We start from the raw sequence: 15,677 nt of genomic DNA on the forward strand, positions 1-15,677 counted from the left end.
CGCTTTTTGTTTTTATGACTCAATCGATGAGTTTGGCTTGTGCCGGAGTTATTGATAGAAAAGCTCGGCTTTTGCTCCGACTAAATCAAGCTCAGAGCCTTGAAAGTCCACCAGATATTCAGCGACAAGGTTATACCCAACCCAATACCCCATGTATTTCGGCCAGCGGCTTTCATCGCTACCAAGAAAGTAAGCGTCGAAGTTGTAATCTAAGCTGGTCAACTTGTCTTTCATCTCAGCATAGAAAGGGCGCCAATCTTGATCTTTGATTTTCTCAAACAAGCTCGGTGTGATGCCTCCATTCACTTTACGTTCGAAATGACAAGCTAACCCTTCCATAATCAGTACATCACCAAGCGCAACGCCATTCTCTCCCGCTCGCATACGGAACAGGTGATGCAACTCATGCGCTAACACCGCAGCCAGTTCTTTCTCAATAACATTTTTAATATCAGCACGTTGGGTATCAAGCAAAATCTCTACACGATTGGCACTTAAGCAATAGCCACCAATCCCCGTCTGCGGTACGTCATTGCGATCAAACGGGCTAACAGTCAGGTCGACGTTACTTAAATCGTTGCTACTTAAATCGCTGTTACTTAAATCAAAGTAACTAGAAAGTAGTGAGCTCAGATCATCAAGTTTCTGATGCAAATACTCAGAGATTGGAGACAACTCTCCCGTCGCATTTAACAGGGTTACGCGATAACTCATTTATCTTCCTTGATAATGTAGGTTAAGAGCAGCGAGTTTACAGTGTAAAGAGTGAGCAGTTCTAGCAATTACATCCCTTTGAACAAACTTTGAGATGCACGGCTCACAGCGAGCTTGTTTTCTCCGACGTGAACAAACATTCTGCCTGCAAAGTCTTTGTTTACTTTGCTAATTTTGCACACTTGCACCACGCTTGAACGGTGCACTTGCCAGAACTGTTCTGGGTTAAGCTGCCCTATCAACTCTTTCAACGAGGTGCGAATCAAATACTCCTGCACTTTGCCTTGTCCTTGTTGGGCATATACAGAAACGTATTTTTCTTCCGCTTTGAAATACAACACATCAGACGTAGCAATCAGATGAATATCTTCCCCTTGCGTCGCTTTGATCCACTGAAGATATTGCGGCGTTTGTGGCGCGGATAATTGTTGTAACTGTTCTAACAGGCTGCTCATCTGCACATTACTGCTTTCTTGCTCTCGCTTAGCAAGGCGTGCTTTCACTCTTTCACACGTCGTCAGCAGGCGCTCATCCGAGATAGGTTTGAGCAAATAATCGGCGGCATTTTGTTCAAAGGCTTTGATGGCGTAATCATCGTACGCAGTGACAAACACAATCAAAGGTGGATTGGCGAGTTGATTGAGTTTTTGCGCTAGTGTCATGCCATCCAAAACTGGCATACGAATATCAAGAAACGCAATGTCAGGTTGGTTTTGCTCAATGGCTTGCAACGCTTGTTCACCATCCGCGACTTTGGCTATCACCTCTAGCTCTGGCCACACTTCAGCTAGGCTTTTATCAAGATGACGCCTCAATAGCGGTTCATCATCAGCAATAATGGCTGTAAACCCTGTATTCATTCCACTATTCCTTGCTTGTCATTGGCCAACTCAAACGGACACTCACGCCACCTTCAACTGGTTCACTGATCGACACTTGTCCTTCGCCTGCAAACAACGCATCGACGCGTTGTTTCAGGTTACTCAGCCCTACCCCTGAACCACAATGCTTGCTGACATGATTCAAGCCAACACCTGTGTCTCTAACTTCAATCTGCAAGTTCTGTTGTTCGCGCTTTATGAGTAAACTGACTTCGCCGCCTTCTCGCTTTGGCTCAATACCGTGAACAATGGCATTCTCCACCAAAGGTTGCAACATCATTGGTGGCAGTTCTGTTGTTCCTAAACCGTCTTCTACTTCAATTTTGTAGCTTAGACGTCCATCCAGACGTATCTTCTGAATACTCAAGTAGGCTTCAATTAAGGCAATTTCATTCTCAACCGTGGTGTGCTCTTCACGTGAGCTTTTTAGCGTCGCACGTAATAGTGCGGTAAGTTGATCCAACATCTGCTTGGCCTTATCAACGTCCTGGGACATCAACGCGCTGATATTTGCCAAGGTATTAAATAGGAAATGCGGTTCAATCTGGCTTTGCATCTGTTTAAGCTGACTTAGCAACAGTGCACGTTCCTGCTCTGCCTTTTCACGCTTGATACTCTCTAATTCACGCTGAGCAATCGCTTCTTTCTCTCGTGAGTGGAAATAAAAGTAACACATGCCGCTGAATAACAAGCCCATCAGCAACACTGGCAGCATGCCCGAAATGCCGAAGTATTCACCGAGCCAAAACTGCGCATTAATGACGCCAAACAACAAACAGGCGGTCAGTGACAAAGCAATTTCTAGTCTACGAGGGATGCTAGGAAACAACTTGTCGACTAACCAAGAGAAGAACAAGGCGGAGTAACCAAAACCAAAGCTCACCAATACATGTACATAGTAAGGACCACCCCAAACAGACAATGTCATTACCGAGATAAACAAACAGAATAAAGTCGTGACAACCACACTGCGTAGCCATCCACTTTCTACCATTAACTTAGCTGAATACATTTAGAAGTTCCCTTTGATGTTAAATACAATCATATGCTTATCATTGGTTTGTGCGTAAGCAGATTGGTCGTCTCCGGTTAAAAAGCGTGCGGCAACTTCCACTTCTACACTTTGATCGCCGGTATCAATCCATTGGTAATTAAGCCACTGCGTGACAATCACACCGCCATCTTGTGGCGACAGCATCACATCCAACGTAGGGGTTACATCACTTAACCAGCCCATATCCGCTTTGCCGCTCCATGCAGCCCACGCTTCCAAATCCCAACTCCAGTGCAGCATTACGTTATGCTGAACGATATTGGCATGCTGAAACCCTTGGGCGTAGCTTGTTGCAAGTAGAGACGTTTGGGGATTAAGGGGTTGAGAGAGAAATTCGCCACGTTCGATTGCTTGTTTCCACTCGCTTTTCGACCATGCCCGGCTGTCGTACCAATACTCAGCAATCACGTTGTGTCCGGCTTGGTTTGCCCAATTCAACCCAATTAAGGCTTGGAATGCGCTGCCCAGGTCCTCAACCGAAACGGGTTGGTAAAGATCATCCTGCTGAAACTGATAGCCGACACTTTGCTTTTGCCACAGCATGGAACCGTGCATGGCGATGGATTCATCCCACACAGCAATGGCACTGGCTCCGAGTAAACCTCGGCGCACATCATCGCAATAACCAATAAGTTGATACTCGGTGTCACCCACCAGCGCATAACGACGAATACCAACACCTTGTTGCTCTGCGGCTTGATCAAGTGCACTTTGGTCTTGTTGCCCCCAGCTTGAATCCGTTGCAATCACCGTCCACTCGCCTGCCATATCGTAGTGTGAAAGTGAAAACACACCCGCGCCCTCTTCTGCGACTAAGCCAACAGGATTTTGTCGATAAGGCTTAAACAGATCCAAAGGTCGGTAGCCATAACCCACTCCCCAATCCACGCGCAACTTACCCAAACTCACATCAAGAGTGGTGTCACCGACTTGCCACTCTCCTAGCCAAGCAAGCTCTCGAATCAACAGTTGGTTATCAGCTTCACTCCACCAGTCACTCTCTCCTTGTTGGTTGAGGTACAACCCTTGGCTGTACAGAGCAAACAAGCCACTGAAGTTCTGATAATTCACCTGCACATCCAAGAGTGCATTAAGTGAATCACGAGAACTGCCCTGCGCCTGCATAAACGCGCTATCACGCTGCTTGGCCCTTTCGTAACTGACAGCCCAATCCCACTCAAAACTCAGCTCATCATTGGCAAAAGCAGGGACTGCTGCGCCCACACACAATGAGGCTGCAATCAACAAACTGGTGCTTTTGTTAAGGTTAGGCTGGTGCGGTTTCATGTGACTTCCTTGCTCGTTTTCATACTTCTATTTGCAAAGCTCAGACTAAAGCTGAGTCATGTTGGCTTTCGGCAAATAACTTGGGTTGTAGAACTTGTTATCCAGTTGCCAAGGCACGATTTCTTGATACTCGATAACGGTCTTTTTGCTCGGCTGAATGCTATCAAGCAAGGTCATCTCACTGACGTAGTCTTCACCGTTGTCAGTTGCACGTCCGTATTGCGCTTGCTTGGCGAGTTTGCCAGAGCGCAAGTAAAGATCGGCTTTGATTGGAAACGCATCTTGCTCAGACAACCACAAGTCGATCTTCTGATAGCTCGCCCCTTTGGTTTTCGCGGTTAAGGCAAGGTGATAAGCTGCAACACTTTCTCCATTCACCGAAACAGTTTCTGTCGCTTTCCATTCACCTTGATAATCTTGGCTCCACGTCAGGGTTGAGATGTCGCCGATAGACGCTTCACCAAGCAGCTTCTGCATTGGGGTAATGCGAATCGGACGGCGGCTCTTTGGCATTTGCAGCCAGTAGTTGTCGCCCATCATCAGCATCTTTTGCCCAGCCTCGACTGCCGATTTAAACACCACCAACGATTCACGATTTGGACGTGTGTACACGTGGTAGAGACGGGTTTTATCTAACTCTTGGTCTTGATATAAGCGCACCAGTGACACCACTTTGGAGGAATCATCTTGCAAGCGGTAGCTGTCTGCTTTTTCAATCAATTGCGCGACTTGCTGTGCATCTAGCGCTGTTTCATTCGCACTGGCATTCATGCTTGCAATGCCGCTTAACATCAACAGTGAAATTGGTAATAGTGATTTGAAATTAAACATAAATCAGTGCCTCCGTAATTGGCTTATTCACCCCCTTGCGCGCCGAGAAAAACGCCGCAACCAAACAAATCATCAATACTGCAAATCCTGCGACAGCCACCAACTCCCAAGAGAAGTAAATCGTCAATGGGTAACCTTCTGTGCGTCCTGGTGGTGGCGGCATTTGCACATCCACGACCATCAGTAAGACGGTAACTAACGCAGTAAACAAAGCGCCGATTAAGCTGCCAATCACGGCAAGTAAGCCTGCTTCGCGTAAGAACCCAGCAATGATTTCGCGAGGGTAGCTACCAAGTGCTGACAAGGTGCCGATTTCACGTGTACGCTCGGTGACCGACATGGTCATGGTGTTGAACAGCGCGACAAAGACCACCAACGCCATTACTGCGCCCATGATGCCGAAGATACGGTCGTACAAATCTTTCACTTTGAGATAGAAGAACGCGCGTTCTTGCCAAGGCGTAATCTCAATATCTTGAGCACCAAGGTTCTGTTTTTGCTTACTCAGAACCGAAGCCACTTGTTGCTCGACTTTGCTCGTTAAACTGGTATCGAACAGGAAGACTGATAACGCACTGACTTTATCGGAGCCCAACAACGATTGCGCACTGTTGATGTGCACGTACAGCTGGCGTTTATCAAGCTCAGGCACGCCGGTTGAATAGATGCCACGAACTTTGAAGTCATACGCGTTCAATGCACCGTCGGTTGTGGTCGCCAGCAAGGTAATCCAGTCGCCAACATGCACGCTTAGGTTGTTCGCTAAATCAACGCCAAGCATCACTTCTGGCTCTGCAGGGTCATAACGCGATGCATGAATGTTGGACAGCGTTTGCCCTTCGCGCACATCCAAAAATGGTCCTTTCATATCGAATTCGCGTTCGTTGACGCCAATGCCGATAAAGATCGAGGACTTGTTGCCGTTGGAAATCAAACCGCTGAACTCAACTCGTGGCTGCACGCCTCGCACTTCATTCAATCCAATCAATTGCTTGGTAATGTCGTCGGCGTGAGTTAAACCGTTACTCAGCGGCATCTCTTCTTCTTTGGCGAAGTAACCCGGCGTGGTTAACGTCAGATGCCCCGTGTCACGCGCTGTCGATTCTTTCAAACTGTCATAGGTGTACAGACCAAAACCACCCGCACTGGTTAACGCAAACACCGCAATGGCAATGATCAGCATCGACAATAAACTGCGACGGCGATTGCGTTGCAGGTTCAACCAAGCAAGGCGAACGGAAACAGGAATTAGCTTGCCCATGAAACCTCCTCCACACTTGCGTGCGTTTGGGTAATTTTGCCGTCCACCAACTCAATGGTGCGGTCACAGCGGGATGCCATACGAGGGTCGTGTGTGGCGACAATAAAAGTGGTGCCTAGCTCGTGTCCGAGCCCTTTCATAATGTCGATGACCTTGTTGGCAGTTTGGCTATCAAGACTTGCGGTTGGCTCATCAGCAATCACCAACGCTGGTTTGTGCACTAAGGCGCGCGCAATTGCCACGCGTTGTTGCTGACCGCCTGATAGGTTATCGGGCATGTGATGAATAAACTCGCCCAAGCCAACGTGTTCTAGCATTTGTGTAGCGAGCTCAGTTTGTTCTGCTTTTGAAAAGCCGTTGAGGTGCAGCGGATACGCCACGTTCTCTAACGCCGTCATCACGGGCACAAGATTGAATTTTTGAAATACAAAGCCAAGCTTTTCTCGGCGCATTTTCGCAGCTTGCATTTGTCCGGTTGGGTATGGGCTGCCTGAAAATGTCACCTGACCTTGGTATTGAGTATCCAGCATGCCAAGCACGTTAAGTAAGGTGCTTTTGCCTGAGCCAGACGGTCCACACAGTGCCACCATTTCTCCCGCAAACACTTCACCAGACACGTCTCGCAATGCACGTACGGTTTGGCTACCAAGGGCGTATTCGCGGCTAAGTTGATTAAAAACGATCATGACGCCTCCCTAATACTTGGCTAGCAGCGCTTTCGCGGTTTGCGTTTCTAGGTTGCTGTCGCCCAATTGCTCCATTTGCACTAACCATGTTTTGGCTTGTTGAACGTCTTCAGCGCGCAGTGCCGCTTCAATGGCGTAGCGATAAATCCAAGACGTTGCCGCAAAAGGTTGCTGACTAAAACTCGGTTCATCGAGCAGAGAAAGGTACAGCTCGTAGCCACGCTCAAAGTGATTGAACATGTCAGGTAGAGAAGTAAAGGTGGTGGCTGCCATGGCGGTGGCTAGTTGGTATTCCGGCAAGCCTTGTAAACGTTGTTGCTCTTGCAGTGGTACTGGCTGATTCGCCATTAAATCCAAACCCTTTTGGATTGTGGCAAGACCGCGCTCGGTGAACTTCATCTTGTTCCAAGGCATAAACGCCTCACGACCTTGCAACGTCTCAGCACTGCCTAAATACACCAAGGTCACCGGCGTTGCTCCCTGCTCTTCGAGTTGTTTGGATAGTTCGCCGTAAACGGTATCAACCAAACCAGAGTCACCTTGCGCCGCTTGGTTGAATTGACTGAGTGTGCGCTCGCTTGGGTTAGCCAGAGCCAGATTGCTGCTAAGTGCAAATGCGGCGATAAACGTACTTGCCAGTTTAAGAGCTTTGATTGAGCGAGATTGAGAAACCATCATGTACTGTCCTTAGTTGAACGTGATTTGATGGTTTCAGATTAAGGGAGAAGATCGCACGCTGCTTTTGCATGCGACCAATGGCAGTTATTTAGAATGAACTGTTGTTTGCTGCGATGAATGACATTCCCTTCTTAAAGAGAGCATATATCCCTGCTTGTTTGTAAGCATCTGTCTTTCACCACAATAGGAATAAAAATACTGGCTTAAAACCTGCGTCTAGTGTATTTATCCATTCCACAGCTTTCCAAGCAGCTTACCCATAACAGACGACATCGACGCTCCTCTCATACACACCTTTGCATGGTGTCTGTTATTTCCAAATAGGATTCTTAGCATCGGAATAGTTCGAACTCTCGAGTTCTGGTTGTTTTCGCGCTCGAACTGGGTGCGTTATTAGGTCGTAGAAAATGAATAAGCGTTTTTTCCCCAGGGTCGATTTGCCACTGCTGATGGCGATCATTCCGATCATGCTATTGAGTACACTAACACTTTGGAGTGCCAGTGGCTTTAATGAGGCCATGCTCTTCAAGCATTTAGCACGCTGCGGACTGACCTTGGTTTGTATATTGGTCATGTCATCGATTCCCGCCGCTAGCTATCAACGCTCAGCTCCATATCTCTACATTATTGCGGTTGCGCTGCTACTTGCTGTCGCTTTGTTTGGCGATAGCACTAATGGCTCTCAACGTTGGCTCGATATTGGCTTTTTTCGCTTTCAACCCTCGGAGCTAATCAAACTCTCGATTCCAATCATGATCGCGTGGATGCTACATATTGAAGGTGGCAGACCAGATAGTAGGAAAATTGCATTTTGCTTACTCATCACTATGATTCCTGCCGGATTAATCGCGCTACAACCGGATTTAGACGGTGCGGTTTTTACCGTCATTTACGCCTTATTCGTTTTATTTTTAGCTGGCATGAGCTGGAAAATAATCGGTGGCTTTGTCGCGAGTATATTAACGTTGGCGCCAATTTTGTGGTTCTTCGTCATGGAGACGTATCAAAAAAGCCGCGTTACTCAGTTCTTGCACCCGGAGTCGGATCCGTTAGGTTCGGGCTACCAAATCATCCAATCTTTAATTGCGATAGGCTCCGGCGGAATGAAAGGCAAAGGTTGGATGAATGCTACGCAAGGAACACTTGGCTTTATTCCAGAAAGTCATACGGACTTTATTTTTTCGACTTATGCCGAGGAGTGGGGTTTTGTTGGTAGTTTAGTCTTGCTCGCACTGTACTTGTTTATTACCGCGCGCGTCATGTTGCTTGCATGTCAGTCTGATCACTTTTTTAGTCGGCTTGTGAGTGGTGCATTAGCGATGAGCTTTTTCCTGTATGCTTTTATCAATACAGGCATGGTGAGCGGCTTGTTGCCAGTAATGGGAAGCCCTTTGCCGTTCTTTAGTTACGGCGGCACGGCCATGCTGACGCAAGGCATCTGCTTTGGTGTGATCATGTCACTGTGTTATTCCAAATATCGCAACGTATAATGCTGCTAGCAAAGAGTGCGATCAAAAAAGGCTTCCCGAGGGAAGCCTTTTTACAACGGTGGAAGCTAAAAAATTATAGCTCTGCGTTGTGGTAAACCTGCTGAACGTCGTCACAGTCATCTAGAAGATCTAGGAATTTCTGGAACTTCTCAGCATCTTCACCCGCTACTGGAGTGTGAGTTTGAGGAACGAAAGTGATTTCTTCCACATCGATCGTTAGATCTGGGAACGCACCATTTAGTGCTGTCTTCGTCTTGAAGAACTCTGTATGAGGAGCGAATACAGTGATCACACCGTCTTCTAGCTCAACGTCAGTTACGTCTACATCTTCCATCATTAGCGTTTCTAGGATGATTTCATCATCGTCGCCTTTGAACTGGAATACCGCTTGGTGATCGAACATGTGAGAAACTGAGCCCTCAACACCAATTTTCGCACCCACTTTAACAAAGCATTGGCGTACATCTTGGAAAGTACGGTTGCCGTTATCGGTCAGACAGTCAACGATAACACTAGTACCGCCAGGGCCGAAGCCTTCGTAGCGCGCTGGTTGGTAATCTTCACCACCGCCGCCACTCGCTTTGTCTAGTGCTTTGTCGATAACGTGCGCTGGTACCTGATCTTTTTTCGCTTTCGCGATCAGGTGGCGAAGAGACAAGTTCATGTCTGGGTCACTACCGCCGTTTTTCGCGCACATGTAAATTTCTTTACCGTATTTGGAATAAACTTTAATTTTCGCGCCTGCAGTTTTCGCCATAGAGGCTTTGCGCACTTCAAAACTTCTTCCCATCGGGATGTCTCTCTAAATTCAAATTTAATGCGAAGGATTTTAGCAAAAAGCGAAACCTTTTCAATTTCGCTTAGCAAAGGAATAGGGAGGTTACCTCATTCGCCACATAGTTTTATACCGTTGTCACGATTCGCGTTAAGCGACACCCATTACTCGTTTGTACTTTTCGACCGATTGCTGAAAAAACGCTTTTTCATCAGCATCGTTAATCTTGGACAACTGTTCTTCTATTGCTTCAGGACCAGATTTGGCCTCTCTGAGCTTCCAAACCAAAAACGACGCTTGTTTATCCAGTTCGATTTTGTTTTTTTCATCAGGCGGCAATAGGGATAGATTGAACGACATTTACAGCCTCAAGGTACTTTAAATACTAGCCGCGCACTATAGCATACAGAGTTACAATTGCAGAATAGAAACGCACTTAACTTGATCAATTTCAAGTTAACTATTTGGGACCCGCACTGATTTTCAGCGCTTTTGGTAAAAACTGCTCGAATATTTGATGCAACCGATCTTTGGTCACAGGTTTGGCGACAAACTCATTCATACCGACGTCAAAGCAATGTTGTTGATCTTCTTTAATAACATTGGCACTCAACGCAATAATGGGAACGTGTTTCCCCCACTCTCCCATTTGTCGAATACGCTCAGTAGTAATGAAGCCATCCATCACTGGCATTTGGCAATCCATAAACACCAAGTCAAAAGCTTGCTTCTCACATAGCTGAAGCGCTTCTTCACCATGATTTGCGACGCTCACTCGAACGCCGAGCTTTTCCAACATAATACGCACGACTTTCTGGTTTACGATGGTATCTTCAACAATCAATACCCAAGGTTGATTGTCATGCTGGAGGCTGGTTTCATTATCTTCAACTTTTGGAAACGTCAAAACATTAGGTAGTTCCGAGTAGGTAGACCGTGCTTTTACTACAACTGGAATCGAAAACTCAAAACAACTACCGAGCCCCAACTCACTTGTCAGCTGGATTTCTCCTCCCATTAAGTTCACCAACTGAGCACCAATCGCCAAACCAAGGCCGGTACCACCGTACTTTCTGGTTGTACTGCCATCGGCTTGTTGGAAACGTTCGAAGATAGCTTGTTGGTTTTCTTTCGCAATACCAATGCCAGAATCAACGACGCGAAATCGAATCATGGCGACATCATGCTCTTGACGTGTTAACTCAACAAGAAGCTTCACATGACCACGATCAGTAAATTTGATCGCGTTGCTCAACAAATTGTTCAATACCTGTTTTAAGCGTGCAGCATCACCTTGCACTTCCGCTGGCAAGTGAGGATCAATATCGCTAAGCAATTGCAGATTCTTCTGCTTGGCTTTGACGGTATGTAAGCTGATCACATCATCCAAAATACGGCGCAGATCATAGCTTACATTTTCTAATTCGACTTTACCTGCTTCGACTTTAGAAAAGTCGAGAATATCGTCGATGATCGTCATTAAAGAGTGAGAAGAACTATCGATGATCTCTACAAACTCTTTTTGCTGAGGATCGAGTTTGGTGTCACCCAGTAATGAAGCGACACCAATAATGCCATTCATCGGTGTTCGAATTTCATGGCTCATGGTGGCAAGAAATTCACTTTTTTTGCGGTTGGCGACTTCCGCTCTATCTCTTTCTTCTTCAAGCTCAGTCTGATGTTCACGGACTTTCTCAACGCTTCGGTTGTATTTCTCCGCCAACACGCTCACTTCATCAAAACACCAACGCTTTGGGAGCGTAACTTTGCTTGGGACCTTCCCGCCACTAAAATCGCTCACGGCGCCGGAAAGCAGTTGGAGAGGATTGACCAAGAGGCGGAAGGCGACCCAAAGCACGCCAATTATGAGCAATAGGATCTTGATCGCTTCTGTCGTGAGCAAGAAAAAAAATTGTTGCCAAAGATCTTCATAAATCGAGCTCAGATCCGCCTGAACAGTCAATGTCGCCAGATCATAGGTTTTATCACCAACACGATATTGCATCGGCCAACTTCTTTCTACGACATCCCCAGAAAGTGCGGTGCCTAGTTCGACGATAACTTCATCTTCATTAGCGATACGTAAATAATCCACAGAGGGCATGCGCATTGCGCCCTCTGCTTGAGTGAGTAACAGCTCCCTATCCTCCACCCATAAGCTGGCAGAAAAGCTCGATAAGTAACTGGATTCGACCTGCTTTAGCTCGACGTGCAAATGGGCTAAATCTTCGTTAAAAACTCGATATAAACTCACAGCGGAAATGATGACAGTAAAGATTAAACTCAACGTTAACACCGCCAACATAAGTTGGTTGCCGATACTAAATCGACGTTGAGATCGCTCTTTTTCATCCATATGAAATCGCTCCGATAAACTTGCGCTACTCTAAATATAGCCACGCGCAAATAATAATCGAGGATACGATGAAAAGACTTCTACTTAGATTGGCTTTTAGTTTTATTGCGATAGGAACTTATGCTACTGCCGCTGAAGTGAACTATTACGTTATCGCCGACCAAGCAAGGCCATTTCAAATAGAACAACAGGGGCAAATGCATTCCGGGATTGTGACTGACATCGTCAGTGCCATTTTCGCTGAATCGGATTATCAGGTGAATTATCATACTTATCCGTTTAAACGAATGATCTCCATATTAGAAGAAGGTGGCGAACCAAACTGGCTAACTTACGGCAGCCCAAATTGGGGCAAGGTGCAATCAGAAAACTTGTCTGAAGAGCCCATTTACACTGTAAAACATGTATTGGTCTCTAGTAGTGAGAAACCGTTAGAGTTCAAGAATATGGACACCATGCATGGCCGATCTATCGTATTACTACTCGGTTTTGATTATCCTAATTTAATCCCATTCTTTGAGGATGGTAGTGTGAATGAAATACGCGTTAAAGATTATGATGCCGCATATAGAGTGATAACCCGAACACCAGGAGATACAGCCTTCGTCGAAATGGAATCACGTGTTATGTACAACTTAAAACGCCTCAATTTGTCGCTAGAAGATTTTCAGATCCAATCTTTCGACTCAGTTATCCCTGACTACTCGATCTATTTGGCCTTTTCGCCCCAAATGCAGCCAGAAACTCAGGACTACATCAATACACGTTTGGCTGAGTTAAAAACATCGGGTGAAATTGATGAGATCATTCAAAGGTATCAATAAATGACCTAACGAATGAAAACGCCAACGATTCTATCGTTGGCGTTTTCATCTATTGAGACATAGATGATGCTTTACTTGGTGTGATTGACAAACTTAGGATCAAACATGTGCCCTAATTTACTCGCCTTAGTTTGCAAGTAGTGTTGATTGCTTGGATTATTACCTTCCTGCAAGGGCACACGCTCAATGACGTTGATATCAACCGCTTTTAACGCAGCCAGCTTACGTGGGTTGTTCGTCATTAGTCGCACCGCATCAATGCCCAAATGCTCTAACATCCCTTTACAGAACGCGTAATCACGCATATCGGCAGCAAAGCCCAAACGTTCATTGGCTTCTACAGTATCGGCGCCATCGTCCTGGAGGTGATAAGCTCGAATTTTATTAATCAAGCCAATACCACGTCCTTCTTGACGCAAATAAAGCAGTACACCACATCCCTCTTCGACAATATTTTGTAGCGCCCTGTTGAGCTGAAAACCACAGTCGCAACGCGTACTAAACAAGGCATCGCCAGTAAGACACTCCGAATGCAACCGAATAAGCGGTGCTGCGCTGTTTGCAGGCTCTCCATACACGAGGGCAAGATGCTCTTTGTTCGTGGCAGTTTCAACGAAGCCATACATCATAAATGTGCCCCATTGGGTAGGCAATTTGGCTTTATCGATGAACTTCACGAGATTGTAGGGCTCGACATGTCTCAGCTCAGCCCGAACGTTCATCAGAATTTCTCCTAAATGATTTTCTCCTTTACCGTCTCCCCCATCCCCCCAAAAGGCATCTTTGTGAGAATGCTCTGTGAGACAAGCGTTACCCGTTCTCATTAACTGCTGCGCTAAAGGTGGATTTTGCAGAAACTTTTCTCTAACGATGAAAGCCATAACGGCCAACTTCATATCCTCCCAGTCACTTCTGACGAAATGTTCGTATTTTCGGCTTAAGGCGAATGCTTCATCGGGAGTGCTCGCGTGTTGAATTTTGCTTTGTAACTGCGCATCGAGGAACTTTTGGGCTTGATAATAATGTTCGCTGGTGGGCCAAGTTTGGGAGGATATATTGACTGGGGCATGGCAAAAATTGGAAAGAAAACCGTGGGGCTCATCGGGCTCATAAAAAAGGATTTGGTCAACCATACTCGCGCTCCTTGCTTTGTGGTCGCGATAATCAACAAAAAGCATATCGCTATTGATATATCTTTTAGTAACGCTAGGTAAGATTGTCAAACTTCTACACAGATGAAAATGAGTTTGGATCTAGAACTTTTTAGGTGAAAGAGAGGTGAATTAGAACGTTTGGATAAGAAAAATAAAGAGATGTGAGATGTTGTAGTGAGACGCTATGGCTAAAATGGAGCGAAAAATAAAAAGGGCAGCCCGACGACTACCCTATGGATTGCTATACCAAACTAGAGCAATCAGTGTATCAAGCCAAGCTCCCTTGCTTCTTCAATGGTCAATCCACTTTCACGGATTTCACGTAGCGCTTCAATGCGTCTTCTGGCTTCTGCTGATTTCACTGTTTTCTCAGGCTTCACAACGGCTTCTTCATCAGGTAATTCCCATTTGTGAGCGATGTTGGTCATCTCGTCATGGTCGATAGAATTAATGGACATATTTCCTCCGAACACACCATGTTTTCGATGCGTAATCTATAGCAAAACAGGAACGAGGTGGTAAGAAAAACTGTAGGGAAATGTGACCCCTCCCGCCCTTTCGTTAACTCCTTAATAGATCCATCATTTAAGTTTTGCCAAGGGGCAAATTTACGATTAGATTTGAGTAATTCCCCCTAAGAAAAGTGAGCTGATCCAGCTCTCAATTCTCGTCTTCCTTGACCTCATTAACAACGCCGGATACCACTTTTTATTTCGCCTAACTTTCGAGTCACTTCACTGATTCGCCGCTTGCCACTTTCTAAAAACCATTACACCTGATAATGATAATAATTATCTTTTACATTGGTAAGGTGTTTATATGGATGGTATTAACTTAAATCATGCATACCACAATAATCCGGTCATCCAGATCCGAGATTTATGCGTCGATTACATCACCGATAATGGTGATTTCAATGCGGTAAAATCCGTCAGCTTCGATATCGGCAAAGGGGAAGTATTTGGGCTTGCTGGTGAATCGGGATGTGGCAAAAGCACGATCGCATTCTCGATCAATCGTCTCCATAAGCCGCCAGCGTTCATTTCTGGCGGTAAAATATTGTTTGATGGCAAAGACATTCTTAGCCTCTCAGATTCTGAGCTAACCGCTCTGAGGTGGAGTGAAATCGCCATGGTGTTTCAAAGCGCGATGAACTCACTCAACCCTGTCTTAACGATCCAAGAGCAATTCGCAGATGTATTGCGTCATCACCAAGGACTCACCAACGCTCAAGCGAAAGATCGAGCAGAAAAACTATTGGACTTGGTCAATATTCCACGAGAACGGTTAACGGAATACCCTCACCAATTTTCAGGTGGAATGCGTCAGCGCTTGGTGATTGCTATTGCTTTGTCTTTGAACCCTAAGCTGATCATTATGGATGAGCCCACAACCGCTTTAGATGTGGTGGTACAAAGAGAGATTTTACAACAAATCTATCAGCTTAGAGATGAATTTGGCTTCTCAGTACTCTTTATTACGCACGACTTGGCGCTGATGAGCCAATTGTGTGATCGCATTGCCATCATGCGGCATGGAGAAATCGTCGAAGTCAATCAGGCATACGAAATTCGCAATAATCCTCAACATCCCTACACACAAAAGCTATGGGCTTCTTTCCCAAACATCCACGATGTCCACAAACAACCAGAGCAACCAGAGCAACCAGAGCAACCAGGAGCGTAA

Annotated in this window: 16 protein-coding genes; 3 read left to right on the forward strand and 13 right to left on the reverse strand. The window is 45.9% G+C overall.

Annotation, left to right across the window (positions count from 1 at the left end; all coding sequences use genetic code 11):
- Positions 1–48: 48 nt before the first annotated feature.
- The 8 genes from VEA_RS19860 to VEA_RS19895 form a co-directional block, all read right to left on the reverse strand.
- A complete protein-coding gene (locus VEA_RS19860; RefSeq protein ID WP_006740917.1) occupies positions 49–714 on the reverse strand; it encodes a DUF2268 domain-containing putative Zn-dependent protease in 666 nt (221 codons plus the stop codon).
- A 68-nt stretch (positions 715–782) separates the two neighbouring features.
- Positions 783–1,574: a LytR/AlgR family response regulator transcription factor gene (locus tag VEA_RS19865; protein ID WP_006740916.1), complete on the reverse strand. Its 792-nt coding sequence runs from the start codon at positions 1,572–1,574 to the stop codon at positions 783–785.
- 4 nt (positions 1,575–1,578) lie between these two features.
- The gene (locus VEA_RS19870) at positions 1,579–2,607 is read right to left on the reverse strand and encodes a sensor histidine kinase (protein WP_006740915.1); all 1,029 of its coding nucleotides are present in this window, start codon (positions 2,605–2,607) and stop codon (positions 1,579–1,581) included.
- Entirely contained in the window at positions 2,608–3,936 is a 1,329-nt protein-coding gene (locus VEA_RS19875) for a DUF1302 domain-containing protein (RefSeq protein WP_006740914.1), read from the reverse strand. It abuts the gene before it with no gap.
- A 45-nt stretch (positions 3,937–3,981) separates the two neighbouring features.
- Positions 3,982–4,767 (reverse strand): outer membrane lipoprotein-sorting protein, encoded by a 786-nt coding sequence (locus tag VEA_RS19880; RefSeq protein WP_006740913.1) that lies wholly within the window; start codon positions 4,765–4,767, stop codon positions 3,982–3,984.
- Positions 4,760–6,028, reverse strand: coding sequence for an ABC transporter permease (locus VEA_RS19885; RefSeq protein ID WP_006740912.1), 1,269 nt, complete (start codon positions 6,026–6,028; stop codon positions 4,760–4,762). Before VEA_RS19885 ends, VEA_RS19880 begins: the two co-directional genes overlap by 8 nt.
- Entirely contained in the window at positions 6,016–6,714 is a 699-nt protein-coding gene (locus VEA_RS19890; RefSeq protein WP_006740911.1) for an ABC transporter ATP-binding protein, read from the reverse strand. The genes VEA_RS19885 and VEA_RS19890 overlap by 13 nt, the downstream gene beginning before the upstream one ends.
- 9 nt (positions 6,715–6,723) lie before the next feature.
- Positions 6,724–7,392 carry a hypothetical protein gene (locus tag VEA_RS19895; protein WP_006740910.1) on the reverse strand — a complete coding sequence of 223 codons (669 nt, stop codon included), beginning with the start codon at positions 7,390–7,392 and terminating at the stop codon, positions 6,724–6,726.
- A 407-nt stretch (positions 7,393–7,799) separates the two neighbouring features.
- Between VEA_RS19895 and rodA the strand changes: the two genes are divergently transcribed.
- A complete protein-coding gene (rodA, locus tag VEA_RS19905) occupies positions 7,800–8,882 on the forward strand; it encodes a rod shape-determining protein RodA (protein WP_005392081.1) in 1,083 nt (360 codons plus the stop codon).
- A gap of 73 nt (positions 8,883–8,955) precedes the next feature.
- Here rodA and VEA_RS19910 read toward each other — a convergent pair whose 3' ends face one another.
- The 3 genes from VEA_RS19910 to VEA_RS19920 form a co-directional block, all read right to left on the reverse strand.
- On the reverse strand, positions 8,956–9,672 hold the full coding sequence (locus VEA_RS19910; protein ID WP_005392082.1) for a YebC/PmpR family DNA-binding transcriptional regulator: 717 nt from the start codon (positions 9,670–9,672) through the stop codon (positions 8,956–8,958).
- Between the two features lie 135 nt (positions 9,673–9,807).
- Positions 9,808–10,017, reverse strand: coding sequence for a DUF3283 family protein (locus VEA_RS19915; RefSeq protein WP_005374484.1), 210 nt, complete (start codon positions 10,015–10,017; stop codon positions 9,808–9,810).
- A 100-nt stretch (positions 10,018–10,117) separates the two neighbouring features.
- Entirely contained in the window at positions 10,118–12,013 is a 1,896-nt protein-coding gene (locus tag VEA_RS19920; RefSeq protein WP_006740909.1) for an ATP-binding protein, read from the reverse strand.
- 68 nt (positions 12,014–12,081) lie between these two features.
- On the opposite strand from VEA_RS19920, the gene VEA_RS19925 reads away from it, so the two are divergent.
- Positions 12,082–12,837: a substrate-binding periplasmic protein gene (locus VEA_RS19925; RefSeq protein WP_006740908.1), complete on the forward strand. Its 756-nt coding sequence runs from the start codon at positions 12,082–12,084 to the stop codon at positions 12,835–12,837.
- Between the two features lie 71 nt (positions 12,838–12,908).
- On the opposite strand, the gene ribA is transcribed toward VEA_RS19925, so the two are convergent.
- Both ribA and VEA_RS19940 read right to left on the reverse strand, forming a co-directional pair.
- Positions 12,909–13,970 carry a GTP cyclohydrolase II gene (gene ribA / locus VEA_RS23625; RefSeq protein WP_006740907.1) on the reverse strand — a complete coding sequence of 354 codons (1,062 nt, stop codon included), beginning with the start codon at positions 13,968–13,970 and terminating at the stop codon, positions 12,909–12,911.
- 281 nt (positions 13,971–14,251) lie between these two features.
- Entirely contained in the window at positions 14,252–14,449 is a 198-nt protein-coding gene (locus VEA_RS19940) for a PA3496 family putative envelope integrity protein (protein ID WP_005392088.1), read from the reverse strand.
- A gap of 361 nt (positions 14,450–14,810) precedes the next feature.
- On the opposite strand from VEA_RS19940, the gene VEA_RS19945 reads away from it, so the two are divergent.
- A complete protein-coding gene (locus VEA_RS19945; protein ID WP_006740906.1) occupies positions 14,811–15,677 on the forward strand; it encodes an ABC transporter ATP-binding protein in 867 nt (288 codons plus the stop codon).

The sequence above is a fragment of the Vibrio antiquarius genome (assembly GCF_000024825.1).
Taxonomy (GTDB): Bacteria; Pseudomonadota; Gammaproteobacteria; order Enterobacterales; family Vibrionaceae; genus Vibrio; species Vibrio diabolicus.

Coding starts and splice junctions, on each gene's coding strand:
- VEA_RS19915 (WP_005374484.1), bottom strand. CDS start 10,017: ATGTCGTTCAATCTATCCCTATTGCCGCCTGATGAAAAAAACAAAATC.
- VEA_RS19890 (WP_006740911.1), bottom strand. CDS start 6,714: ATGATCGTTTTTAATCAACTTAGCCGCGAATACGCCCTTGGTAGCCAA.
- VEA_RS19895 (WP_006740910.1), bottom strand. CDS start 7,392: ATGATGGTTTCTCAATCTCGCTCAATCAAAGCTCTTAAACTGGCAAGT.
- VEA_RS19945 (WP_006740906.1), top strand. CDS start 14,811: ATGGATGGTATTAACTTAAATCATGCATACCACAATAATCCGGTCATC.
- ribA (WP_006740907.1), bottom strand. CDS start 13,970: ATGGTTGACCAAATCCTTTTTTATGAGCCCGATGAGCCCCACGGTTTT.
- VEA_RS19875 (WP_006740914.1), bottom strand. CDS start 3,936: ATGAAACCGCACCAGCCTAACCTTAACAAAAGCACCAGTTTGTTGATT.
- VEA_RS19910 (WP_005392082.1), bottom strand. CDS start 9,672: ATGGGAAGAAGTTTTGAAGTGCGCAAAGCCTCTATGGCGAAAACTGCA.
- VEA_RS19885 (WP_006740912.1), bottom strand. CDS start 6,028: ATGGGCAAGCTAATTCCTGTTTCCGTTCGCCTTGCTTGGTTGAACCTG.
- VEA_RS19940 (WP_005392088.1), bottom strand. CDS start 14,449: ATGTCCATTAATTCTATCGACCATGACGAGATGACCAACATCGCTCAC.
- VEA_RS19925 (WP_006740908.1), top strand. CDS start 12,082: ATGAAAAGACTTCTACTTAGATTGGCTTTTAGTTTTATTGCGATAGGA.
- VEA_RS19860 (WP_006740917.1), bottom strand. CDS start 714: ATGAGTTATCGCGTAACCCTGTTAAATGCGACGGGAGAGTTGTCTCCA.
- VEA_RS19865 (WP_006740916.1), bottom strand. CDS start 1,574: ATGAATACAGGGTTTACAGCCATTATTGCTGATGATGAACCGCTATTG.
- VEA_RS19870 (WP_006740915.1), bottom strand. CDS start 2,607: ATGTATTCAGCTAAGTTAATGGTAGAAAGTGGATGGCTACGCAGTGTG.
- rodA (WP_005392081.1), top strand. CDS start 7,800: ATGAATAAGCGTTTTTTCCCCAGGGTCGATTTGCCACTGCTGATGGCG.
- VEA_RS19880 (WP_006740913.1), bottom strand. CDS start 4,767: ATGTTTAATTTCAAATCACTATTACCAATTTCACTGTTGATGTTAAGC.
- VEA_RS19920 (WP_006740909.1), bottom strand. CDS start 12,013: ATGGATGAAAAAGAGCGATCTCAACGTCGATTTAGTATCGGCAACCAA.